5 protein-coding genes are annotated in these 13,220 nt (G+C 41.9%); all 5 read left to right on the top strand.

All coding sequences use genetic code 11. From position 1 onward, the window contains the following. Positions 1 to 29: 29 nt before the first annotated feature. The 5 genes from ftsH (at position 30) to DWW43_RS11015 (ending at position 13,148) form a co-directional block, all read left to right on the top strand. Positions 30 to 1,952, top strand: coding sequence for an ATP-dependent zinc metalloprotease FtsH (ftsH, locus tag DWW43_RS11035; RefSeq protein ID WP_119963587.1), 1,923 nt, complete (start codon positions 30 to 32; stop codon positions 1,950 to 1,952). A 973-nt stretch (positions 1,953 to 2,925) separates the two neighbouring features. Beyond that, on the top strand, positions 2,926 to 5,031 hold the full coding sequence (locus tag DWW43_RS11030) for a glycoside hydrolase family 13 protein (protein ID WP_119963586.1): 2,106 nt from the start codon (positions 2,926 to 2,928) through the stop codon (positions 5,029 to 5,031). 16 nt (positions 5,032 to 5,047) lie between these two features. Continuing rightward, positions 5,048 to 6,085 carry a HAMP domain-containing sensor histidine kinase gene (locus DWW43_RS11025; protein ID WP_243104477.1) on the top strand — a complete coding sequence of 346 codons (1,038 nt, stop codon included), beginning with the start codon at positions 5,048 to 5,050 and terminating at the stop codon, positions 6,083 to 6,085. 52 nt (positions 6,086 to 6,137) lie between these two features. Continuing rightward, a complete protein-coding gene (locus tag DWW43_RS11020; RefSeq protein ID WP_133302418.1) occupies positions 6,138 to 9,308 on the top strand; it encodes a hypothetical protein in 3,171 nt (1,056 codons plus the stop codon). Further along, positions 9,309 to 13,148 carry a transglutaminase domain-containing protein gene (locus DWW43_RS11015; protein ID WP_119963583.1) on the top strand — a complete coding sequence of 1,280 codons (3,840 nt, stop codon included), beginning with the start codon at positions 9,309 to 9,311 and terminating at the stop codon, positions 13,146 to 13,148. Positions 13,149 to 13,220: the final 72 nt, after the last annotated feature.

Here is a 13,220-nt window from a genome sequence, read left to right as displayed (position 1 = left end):
AAAGACAGACCAAGATGAAGGAGTAGACAATGAATAAGAAGAGAGCAAGAAGTGCTGTTGTGATCTATGCGATCATCCTTATTGTCGGATTCCTGCTGATCAACAAATGGCTGGGTGGCAGCAGTAATATTGCAACCAATTACAGCTATACGGAATTTTCGGCAGATCTGAACGCGGGAAATATCGCAGCGGTAGATATTACACAGAATACAAATGTGCCGACAGCAACCGTAGATGTGGAGTTTGTTTCCGGAAAACAGCTTACATTCTATGCGGCAGATGTTAATGAGATTATTAAGATCTATAATGACTATGAAGCAGCAGTTGATAAGAAGAATGCGACGGCATCTGCAGAGGATCAGGTAAAACTGGCAAAGTATAATCTGTACGATGTGCAGAAGGAAAGCATGCTTGGCATGTGGATCCCATATCTGATCATTATGATCATTATGGTCATTATCATGACATTCATGATCGGACGGATCCAGGGCGGAGGATCCGGCGGACAGATGATGAACTTCGGAAAGAGCCGTGCCAAGAAGAATGAAGATATCGGAAAGACGGTTACATTTAAAGATGTAGCAGGACTGGATGAGGAGAAAGAAGATCTGGAAGAGATCGTCAGCTTCCTTAAGAATCCGGGAAGATTCGTAAAGGTTGGAGCCAGAATCCCTAAGGGTGTTCTGTTAGTAGGCCCTCCGGGAACCGGTAAGACATTGATGGCAAAGGCGGTTGCAGGCGAAGCCGGTGTACCGTTTTTCAGCATTTCGGGATCTGATTTCGTGGAAATGTTTGTCGGTGTCGGTGCTTCCCGTGTAAGAGATCTGTTTGACGAAGCAAAGAAGAATGCTCCATGTATTATTTTCATCGATGAGATCGATGCTGTTGCAAGACAGCGTGGTACCGGACTTGGCGGTGGACATGACGAGAGAGAGCAGACCTTGAACCAGTTACTTGTTGAGATGGATGGTTTCGGTGTAAATGAAGGAATTATCGTTCTTGCAGCAACCAACCGAGTAGATATTCTTGACCATGCGATCTTGAGACCTGGTCGTTTTGACCGTAAGGTATTCGTAAACCGTCCGGATGTCAAGGGCAGAGAAGAGATCCTGAAGGTTCATACAAAGAATAAGCCACTTGCAGAAGATGTAAATCTGAATGATATTGCAAGAACAACGGCAGGTTTTGCAGGTGCTGATCTGGAGAACCTGATGAACGAAGCTGCCATCTGTGCAGCAAAGGATAACCGTGCTTATATCGTAAAAGAAGATGTAGATAAATCATTTATCAAAGTAGGAATCGGTGGAGAGAAGAAGAGTCGTCTGGTACCGGAGAGCGAGCGCAGAATCACCGCTTATCATGAATCCGGTCATGCGATCCTGTTCCATCTGCTTCCTCATGTGGGACCGGTTTATACCGTATCTATCATCCCGACCGGAACCGGTGCAGGTGGATATACGATGCCGCTTCCTGAAAATGATAACGTATTCATGACAAAGGCAAAGATGTTAGAGGATATCAAGGTAAGCCTTGGCGGACGTATCGCAGAAGAACTGATTCTTGAGGATATCACAACAGGTGCTTCGCAGGATATCAAACAGGCAAGCCAGTATGCCAGAGCAATGGTTACCAAGTACGGTATGTCTGAGAAGCTTGGTCTGATCAATTACGAAAGTGATGATCAGGAAGAAGTGTTCCTTGGACGTGATCTTGGTCATGCAAAGAATTACAGTGAGAAGGTTGCGGGAGCGATCGATAAGGAAGTTAAGCGTATCATCGATGAATGTTACGCAGATGCCAGAGCGATCCTTGAAGCACATGAAGACATCCTTCATAAATGTGCAGCGCTTCTCCTTGAGAAAGAGAGAATCGACCGGGCTGAGTTTGAAGCATTGTTTGATGATGTCCCAAATGCAAACTCTGCTGCAAACGCAGAGCCTTCAACAATATAGACAATAGTAACACAAACAAATTGATTGAAAACCAATAAAAATTTGTACATGTTGCACAAAAACGGCGTTTTTTGAATAATTTCAAAAAACGCCGCTCTCTGTTTTGCACAATAAAATTTTTAAAATAAAAAAATGTTTGGGCAGACTTTTAGAAGCATTTGTATATAATAATACTTGTAACCCCCCAATACATTATATAGTTTTGGCTACACCCCATAAGTAACAAAATACCTTCTCCAAAAGAGGCAGTCGTGCGTTGACTGTCTCTTTTATTTTTTGGCGGGCACCACCGATTCATCCTGACGGTCTGGGGCTGCCTGTCTATCTGCATTATAAATAACTTTCTGCGGTTTCTGTTCACTGCACATGTCTGATTCGTAAATGCTCCTGTGCAACTCGCCCTTCGGGCTCAGACAAGCACCCGCATTTACTGACAATGTGCAGTAAACGACGAAATCCTCAAAAACGTTATATTATAATACAGATAGACAGGCAGCCCCAGACCTATATGTCTTATCTTTTGCCTAGACAATTTTCATGGCAATAGTCCGTATAAAAAGCCCCACAGCATCCTCCGCCGCTTCCCGGGGGTCTGCCCCTGTTATAAATACCATTGCGAGGCTTTCGTTATTGTTGAATCAGAGTAAGCTACACTAACCTCAAACTACGCTAGCGCTTGTTTTCGCTAAGTGTACTTACATGGCACGCACTAACCTCAGACTTCGCTTTAACGCTCGTCTTCACTAAGTGCTCCGCTCAGCCGAAGGCGAGTTAGCACAGGAGTATTTACGAATCAGACATGTGCAGTGAATAGAAAACGTAGCAAGGTATTTATAACAGGGGCAGACCCCCGGGGAGCGGTGGAGGATGCTGTGGGGCTTAGTTTTTGCCATTGGTTGTCAGCATAAAAAGGTTGTCTATTTATTAAAAAAGTATTAGAATGAAAAGGCATAAACGAAAGGGAGAGTTTTGAATGTCCGACAAATACACGAACGCAGAAAGAATTCATGATTATATATATGATCTGAAGCCGGTTATCAATGTAGGGGGATTGTTTTCCGATGGTTCTGAATACTATAGAATACCGCAGGAGCCTGGAATCAATGACCAGGTGAAGGTTAGATTTCGAACATGTGCAGATAATGCTGATGAAGTTTATTTGATCTACAATGGCGAGAAGCTCGTCATGTCTGTTGAAGAATCCGATGATTTATTTGATTACTATACGGCGGTGATCCCCGCCGGAGAGAAATATATATCCTATTATTTTGAGATACATTCAGGCTGCGTGACCTGTTATTATAACAGGATCGGTGTACAGAAGAATGTGAATCCGGACTATAACTTTGAGATCTGTCCGGGCTTTGATGTACCGGATTGGGCAAAGGGAGCTGTCTTTTATCAGATCTATGTGGATCGTTTCTGTAATGGAGATCCATCGAACGATGTACTGGACAACGAATACTGCTACATCGACAGTCCTACCAGACAGGTGAAGGACTGGTATGAATATCCGGCAAATATGGATGTCGGACGTTTCTATGGCGGAGATCTTCAGGGTGTTAAGGATAAGTTAGACTACCTGCAGGATCTGGGCGTAGATGTTATCTATTTTAATCCGTTATTTGTATCACCATCCAACCACAAATATGATATTCAGGATTATGATTATATTGATCCGCATTTCGGAAAGATCGTTGTGGACGAGGGCGAATGCCTGCCGGATGGCGTAAAAGAGAATAAAAGAGCAACAAAATATATCAGCCGTGTAACCGACAAACGGAATCTGGAAGCCAGCAATCATTTTTTTGCAGAACTGGTGGAGGAGATCCACAGTCGTGGTATGCGTGTTATCTTAGATGGTGTATTTAACCATTGCGGTTCCTTCAACAAATGGATGGATCGTGAGTGTATCTATGAGAATCAGGAAGGCTACGAGAAGGGAGCATATGTATCCTGGAGCAGTCCGTATAAGTCATTCTTTAAGTTTTATAACGAAGAGGTATGGCCGTATAATACCACCTACGATGGTTGGTGGGGGCATGATACACTTCCTAAGCTGAACTATGAAGATTCCCCAAAATTAGTGGAATATATTTTGAATATAGCAAAGAAATGGGTATCTTCTCCATATAACGTGGATGGCTGGCGACTGGATGTTGCAGCTGACCTTGGACATTCAGAGGAATACAATCACAAGTTCTGGAGAATGTTCCGTGATGCAGTCAAAGAGGCAAATCCAAATGCAATTGTACTGGCAGAGCATTATGGAGATCCAAAGCCTTGGTTAAAGGGCGATCAGTGGGATACCGTTATGAACTATGATGCATTTATGGAGCCGATCACCTGGTTCCTGACTGGTGTTGAGAAACACAGTGATGAGTTCCGTGGTGATCTGTTGGGTAATCCGGATACATTTATGGGAGCCATGAATTATCATATGGCGAGATTCCAGCGTCCATCCCTTGAGATTGCGATGAATGAATTGTCGAACCACGATCATTCCAGATTCTTAACCCGTACAAACCGGAGAGTCGGACGTACGCATACGATGGGACCGCAGGCGGCAAATGAGGGTATCGATAAGAGTATATTCCGTCAGGGTGTTGTATTCCAGATGACCTGGCCGGGAGCTCCGACGATCTACTATGGCGATGAAGCAGGACTTTGCGGCTGGACCGATCCGGATAACCGTAGAACTTATCCGTGGGGCAGAGAAGATATGGAGCTGATCCGGTTCCATAAGGACATGATCCGCATCCATAAGAACTATGAGGCTTTGATCCGCGGCTCAGTTATGTTCTTATATGGAGCACATAAGATCATTGCTTATGGACGGTTCACAGATACAGAGCAGCTGGTTGTGATCCTGAATACAAATTATGAAGATATCGATGTGAAGCTGCATGTCAGACGGATCGGTGTCAAGAATCATGAGGTTATGCGCAGAGTGATGTTCACAAATGAAGAAGGCTACAGTCTGGAAGCCTGTGACTACAAGGTAGAGCATAATATGCTTTATCTGAAGGTACCGAAGATGTCGGCTATGGTTCTTGCAAACGTGGGAAGGGATATTTAAAGAGGAAACTAAAGCCTTGAAAAGTGATTTTGAGAGAAAAAGATTCATACAACGATTTGTGATCCTGTCTGTAATACTGTTGGCAGTGGTTGGAATCGGTATACGGTTCCTGTTCGGTGGCGATGAAAAGAGAATTGCGGTTATCCTGCTGATATTAGCGGTCGGGCTTGTAATTCTGTTTTTCATCAGTTATCGGGAGATCAACCATACTTATCGGGAGATTGAGCATGTGTCGGATGAGATGCTTCGTGTAGTTCAGGGAGAAGATGAGCTGCCGGAAGAAGAATACATGCAGGGTACGATCGGAATCTTATATACGAACTTTTATAAGATGGTGACATTTTTAAAAGAAAGCAAAGAGCGGGAAATGTCAGAGAAAGTATTCTTACGTGATATCATGTCAGATATCTCTCATCAGCTTAAGACACCGCTGGCATCCTTAAATGTATTCATCGATCTGCTGTTAGATGATTCCTTTACAGATGAAGAAAAACGGATGCGGGTGCTTAACGAATCAAAAAATCAGCTTACCAGAATGGAATGGATGGTATTATCTCTTTTAAAGCTTGCCCGGATTGAAGCGGGAGCAATCCAGTTTGACCGGAAAGAATGTGATCTGAAGCTGTTATTATTACAGGCAAGAGACAGCGTAACCTATCTGACGGAGAGTAGGGAACAGGAGGTTCATGTGATCTGTGAGGATGGCAGGAAGCTGGTCTGTGACGGTGACTGGCTGGTAGAGGCGATCATCAATCTTTTAAAGAATGCCTCAGACTACTCACCGGAGAAAACAGAGATCACGGTTGAGGTAGAACACAATCCGGTCTTTACCAGGATCTATGTCAAGGATCATGGAATGGGGATCGCAGAGAAAGATCTCGGAAATATATTCAAACGATTCTACCGTGTACACCATGATGTGAATCCAAACAGTGTCGGAATCGGCTTATCCCTTACAAAGTCTATCGTAGAGGGAATGGGTGGCAAGATCACGGTACGGAGTGAAGAAGGGGCATACACCTGGTTTATCATTACATTTGTACATGTAGATTAAGTTGATTCTAAAAAGAAGTCTAAAGAAATTATAATTTAAAAGGGGGGGTAGTATGAAACGCATACAAAAGAAAAGCGTAATACTTACAAGTCTTATATTCACCATTATTTTATTATTAAACTTAATACCATTTTCTGCCAAGGCAGAAGAACAAAGAGGAAAACCGCAGGCACTTTCATGGCTCAAAGAAATGGGTGAAGAAAGTGGGGAATGGAAAAATGCAGGACTTCCGAATTTCACCTGTAATGCAATGGCAGTATTGCGTGAAGAAAAAAATGAAACAGACAGTACGTTTTTAACAAAATGGGAGCAGGAACATACGGTGCTTAACGTAGATGAACTGGCACATCTTGCATGGGCAAGGGGATGTCAAAGCTATCTGGATACAGCCTGGGAGTGGCAGAATGAGGATGGCGGATTTGGCCTTACAGAATCCTATACGAGCGATGTGTATGATACTATGCTGGTATTGCTGGCACAAGAAGCAGTATGGGAAAAAGACGGACTGGAAGAAATCACAGATAGTACGGAACAGAAATATCATTCAGATAGGATGACGAAGGCTGTTAATTATCTGATTGGACAGCAGAAAGCGGACGGAGGTTTTGGTTATACAAAATTTGACATATCCGTACCGGAATTATCTGCACAGGTTGGTATCGTTTTGTTATTGGCGAGTGTTGACAATGCTTCTGTGTACGAAAAGTTGGACAGCTACTGCCAGAATGTTTTTACTGCAGATTTTTCTGAAGAGACATTTTTGGAACAGGCAAAACTGGCAGGTTATCTGTACAAAAGGGAATTAATAAATGATACCGATGATGTGGAAAAGAAGTTAAATGCTGTACAGGAAGAGGATGGCAGCGTATATGGAAGTGTAAAGGATACCATACAATATATTCTGTTGGTACGGGAAATCGAGCAGTACCATTCATTGAAGTTTGAAATAAAGAATCTGATAACGGAAGCAGACAATTATGTACTGGAAGCAGACAGGAAACAACAGGTATCATTACAGACAACCATACAATATACCATTAACCAGGAGATGAAGGCTGTTATTCGTTACACTTTACTGGAAGATGGGGAGATCATAAAGACAGAAGAAAAAGAATGTCTTTTTATTCCGAAACAGGAAGAACAGAAGACAGACGCTGTTATGGATATTGTTGCGACCGAAGGCAGGACATATGTACTCCGTACTGAAGTGCTGTCTAAGGAAGATGCGGGAATAGAGAATATATGGAAAAGTACTGAGTTTAATTTTACGGTGCATAAAAAGGAAAAGCCTGAACTGAAATTGACATGTACAGTTAAAGACGGTGAAGATTATGGTATAGAGCTTGACTGGAATGACATAACAAATGATGAAGAAAGATATGGTTACAGGGTATTTAGAAAGCAGGGAGACGGTGTTTGGGAGACACGCTCTACATGGAACGGAAATGAAAAGGTAAGGGTGCTTAATATATATCCTCGTTTAACGGCGGAAAATTATCTTGTCGACTGGATGGAAACGACTGTAAGCGGAACAGGTGAGCCGGCAGGAAAAGGCTTATTTGATATAGATACTGTTTATATAGATGATTATAATACCGAGCCTGAAGAATATCTGTTTGATGAGGACGGAAATTATAAATATGATGTTCTGATGTTTGGTTCAAGTGATTACAATGGACCTATAGGATCACCAAAAGATTTAAATGAAAAGTCATATATAGCAACTAAGAAATTTATAGATTCAGGCAGAGGTGCTTTGTTTGGACATGATACGCTCTGGTACAAGCCTTATTTTTTAAAATTTTCAGATATGCTTGGAATGAAAATGGGAGGCACTTCATCAGGATTTTCAAATAAAGTAAAAGTAGTAAAACAAGGGTTCCTTACAGGCTATCCATGGAATCTATCAGGTACACTTGAAATTCCATGGACACATACACAGGGACAATGTTCGGGCGGCAGTCTGGGATCGACTGTGTGGATGGAACTGGAGACGGATGGAAACTGTACGGATTCAGCTACCGGTGTGACATCAAGTGCCTATTTATTTACAAATAATCAGCTTGCGATGATACAGACAGGACACAGTAATGGACTTGCTACAGATGATGAGCGTAAGGTACTGGCAAATACACTTTTTTATTTAAAACAGTTTACATACAGTACAGGTTCAGCTGATAAATCATTTTACGATCTGGACGCGCCTGTTGTTGATGATCTGGAAATTTCGGATAACGGTATTGCAACTATATATGGCGAGGACAGGGGGACAACATATCAGTATTACGTTGAAGGAATAGCGGCAAGTTCTGAGACGGAGAACATACAGTCAAATATAGTGACGGCAACAGCTTTTTCAGGATTAAAGGGCTATATAGTGGAGGTAAGCGATAAGGAGTATATAGAGGATATTGCAGAGTATGATGAGAAAGGAAATCTTATATCTGACATAGTTCCGGCTAATCAGGATAAGGCAACTGTGAATCTTGGAGAATGTACCCCGGGAACTACTGTATATATTCATATACGTCCTGTTGATAATGCGGGAAATATCGGGGAAGAATTTGTTCAGGAGATAGAAATACCTGATAATGAATCGTATTTTGATCTTCCATATGCATTATTTGCAAGTGAGGAAGAAGTACAATTATTCTGTTGTCAGGCAGATGTAAAAGGTATTGTGTATGGAAACGAAACATTCAGATTTCAGGGAAGTACCTTAAATCTTCTTGGTACGGCATATTCTGCGGGAAAATTGCAGATAGCGGGAGGAGATCTTCATATAGCAGAGAAAATCGAAAATGCTTCGCAGATAGAACTTCCGAATTATATGACAGACATATTGGACAATATGAAACAGAATACGGGAATTGAAGAAATCGCAGAGTACAATATGGCAAATGTAACCAATCCTACTATATGTAAAACGACTACGAGAGCATGGTGCAATAGGGTTAATATATTCGCAGATTTAGTTTCGAACGGAGATATATCTTTTAATGCAAATGTTATGACTCTTGGATATAAAGATCCTGTAGTAATAGCTTCAGAAAATGGTGACATAACTATACAGGCGACAAACGTAAATGGAAACGGATTGATATATGCTCCAAATGGTACTGTTACAATAAATGTGTGTGATTTTGACTATAAAGGAAGCATAATTGCAAAGAAAATCAATATACAGGCAACTTATTACCAACATAAAATTGAGGATAAATAAATGATAGAAAAAATTAAAACTTATAAATATGGATATAAATGCATAGCAATGCTGCTTGTATTTGCGTTAAGTCTGAACATGCTTGCCGGCTGTGGAAAAAGCGGCAGTGTAAATAATACGGTGCAGGATGAATATAAAACGGAGAATACTGCGCCTGAAAAAGATACAGAGAAAGAGTCGGCGGATAGTCAGGAGAATACTATGCCTGCCTCAGAACTTCTTGGCACAGAACTTGATACGCTGGAAGATCAGGTAAAAAGTGGAAATGTGGAAGAGACAGCCACACATCTGTATGCTGTCGAAGAAGCCTTTGGACAGATGGCAGAAGAAGCTGAAGAAATAATCAGAAGCAGTGATGAATTAAGTAACCTGTCAGATGAAGCACAGTCTCTTCTGGAGAAAAGAAAAGGGGAATTTCAGGCAGAACTGTCGGAGAGGAAGAAAAAGGCAGAGGATATAGAGAAAGCCCTGAAGGAGGACATATCATCAGGAGATGCCGCTGAGGTATTGGGGCTCATAGAAGAAGCGAGAGAGCTGCTTAGAGCTGATGAAGATGTACATACATATGGATCAGAGATTTCGGATAAGCCGGAAGTATACAGGGTGGTTGAAGCGGAGCTTTATAATGCGGAAAAAAGTGATGTGGAGAATTTCACAGCAAAAGACTACACTTCGGAGATTTCAGATGAGAAGCTTATTTCCTGTACAGGGATTATGGAACTTACCGAAGAAATGAAGAAGCTTGCCGGTGAGCTTGATACGCCGCTTAATATATATAATTACATAAAGAACAACATAGATTATGAATATTACTACGGTAGCAGGAAAGGTGCTGCAGGAACATTTGAGTCAAAGGGTGGAAATGATGTAGACCAGGCAGGGCTTCTTATTGCTATGCTTCGATATAAGGGATATCCTTCAATGTATGTAGAGGGCAATATACTTCTTGAGCCTGAAAAAGCCATGGCACTTACGGGAGCTGATACAGCAGAGCATGCGGCGGCTGTACTTGCATCAAATGGGGTGCCTGTAACAAGGCTTACATCCGAAGGAAAAACCGTATATCTAAAAATAGAGCATGTATGGGTGAGAACCCTTGTACCTTACGGCAACTACCGGGGAGCGGGAGATGCAGATGGAGAGAGCGTATGGATAGACCTTGATACGGGAATTAAGGAATATGAGAGTGTACATAGTGTATATGATACGGTGTCAGGAGATACAGATGAAATTGCGGCAAAGCTTGATGAGGCTGTATCGTCGGGAGCTGTAGAGACATTCGAAAATGTTTACAATGATATTTATGCGGAATGTGAAGATTCATTGTCCGAAATGGATTTAAATAGTGTCTATTTCAGGAAACGTATAATAAAACAGAGAGATGAAGTGTATCTTCCACTTTCTCTGCAGTATGAGGTAGATAGTGAAGAGGGGACATTTGCGGAATTACCTGACCGATTAAGGGATCAGGTGACATTTGAAGTGGATGGCTGTACTCTTGGAAGTTTCAATGCGGATGAGCTTTCGGGCAAGAGTATACTTCTTTCTTATGAGGCTGCAACTGATGCTGACGAAGAGATCCTTTCGGGATATGGGGATATATTTACAACTCCATCGTACGCAGTACATATGATGCCTGTACTTTATGTGGATGGGGAGGCTGTAAGTGATAAGGAAGAGAAGCTTTTATACAGCCCTCTTGGAACGGACAGCAGCTTCAGCATAGTGTTCCATACAAATGAAGGGAACAACAGAATAACGAATACAATTACAGCAGGTTCGATGTATGCAGTAACCATTGATGTACAGAGCATAAGTGATGCGGATATGGAAAGTCTTTATGATGAGATAATCACTCTTAAGGACAGTGTGTCAGAGAAAAATGTCTATAGCCCTGAATATATGGGAAGATATCTTGAGATGACGGGCAAACTGTATTTTGCCCAGTTGGATTTGACATATGCCGCAGCAGCGGACAGTTATAATGTTGCAGCTACAAGAAATATAAGTGAAGCAATAACAGGTTATGAAGCTGAAAAGGAATACATCTATGGAATGGTAAGCGGGATTGATTTCGGCTATATGTTCATGGATGTGGATAAAGACAGCCACAGTGTGGTGAGCCTTCTGGGTGATGAGAATGCGGAGCGGGAATATCTGCTTACGACCGGTATAATGGGTTCGGAATATGAGAGTGGAATTTTTGAAGAACTTATGGGGGAACCTGCTGTTTCTACTATAAGTATACTCAAGGATGCTGTGGAAAGTGGAGTTGACATTCTGGCTATTAATTCTTCAAATCTTGAAGATGCTCTGATATTACTTGACACAGCGGACGAGGTGGTATCGGAGATAAGAACCGCGGCACAAAATGGCTATACGGTTTTCATTCCCCGTGAGGAAATGGTGCTTGGAAGCTGGAACGGAGTGGGTTATATAGTTCTCTCGGAAGACGGAACGGCTGCGTACAGGATATCGGGAGGTTTAAACGGTGGAAGTACCCAGAGCGAAGTAATATATGACACTATGGTTGAATTTGGACTTACACTTGTTGATATAACAGAGGGTATGCTCCTTATTTTCCAGTCAATAAATATGATGGCAGCAGCCGGGGCTGTATCGTTTCTTGGATCAGCACAGATAGCTCTTGCTGGTGTGTGCATAGGTGTGAGTGTATGGTCGTGCATACAGACCTTTAAGCTGTTTGATGCGTATATGGATGGTAATGAGGAAGCGGGAGAAATCATTGTCAAACAGACTATATTTGATGTGATACTTACCGTAGGACTTTCATTATTTTCAGAGCTTGCAAAACCGATATTGTCTCTTACACTGAAAAATAAACTTGTGAAGTCTCTAGGTGCTGATGTAGTAGAGGAGCTATTGGCAAACGGAGCGAAGCTGGAAGATATCAGCAAGCTGGTAACAAATCTTAAGAAGCTGGGACTTTCTGATGAAGTGATAAGTATGTTTGCAAAGAACTTCGGAGATACAGGACTTGACTGGCTGAGAAAGGCGAGAGGTCTTGGGGCGTCTCCTGATGTGTTGAAGCAGCTTTCACAGATGGATGGTTTTGCGGATAAGATGGACGAGATCTTCGAGCTGATGAAGGGTTCTTCGAAAAGCGCAGACGATGTGGCAGAGTGTCTTATCAAAAACGGAGATGAAGCAATAGAGATCATCCGGAAATATGGAGATGATGCAGTCGATGCGATTATAGTACATGGTGATGATGCTGTCACAATCATAGGGAAATACGGTGATGATGCTGTCGACAGACTCAAGCAGGGAAAGACGCCTGATGAGATTGAGAAGGAGCTTGGAGGCAAGTCTGGATTAACCAGTGAAAAGATAGCGGATATTTTAAATACTCCTAAAGGAAGCAGACCGACCCCATCAGAATATCTGAGCAAAGAGTATATAGATAATCATTTGTCAAAATTTGATGATGGAGCAGCATATATTTTATCAAAGAAAACATATGATGATTACTTTGATGGTAGAGATAAATTAGGCCGCTCGGATGGAACACAGTTTGTACTACCTAAAAATGAGGTTGATAGAGTGTTAAATAACGCAGGGGGCGATCTGACGAAATTAGAAAAAGAGCTGGGGTATAATATTGGTTCTCTAGAGAATGGTGATTATATAATAATGTATGTAAATAATCCTAAGAAATACAATATTTCACTTCCAAGCGGTAACGAGATGGGAGCAAATGATAACTGGATACCGGGTGGTTATACGTCAGGAGGAATACCGGAGGCTGTTGTATATGATCTTGATAATACACCAGAAGAAGTATATTTTAGCGAGCCGATAAAATTTAAAAGAAAATAAAGGAGATTAAGAGCATGATTGATTATGTAGGAATTGCAAGAAAAGCCGTAGAATGTGATGATATGGTAAAGC

Source organism: Clostridium sp. AF15-41 (assembly GCF_003604095.1).
In the GTDB taxonomy this organism is placed as follows: domain Bacteria; phylum Bacillota; class Clostridia; order Lachnospirales; family Lachnospiraceae; genus Coprococcus.
The sequence above is the reverse complement of the archived record's forward strand: the minus strand, read 5'-3'. Positions and strand labels throughout refer to the sequence as shown.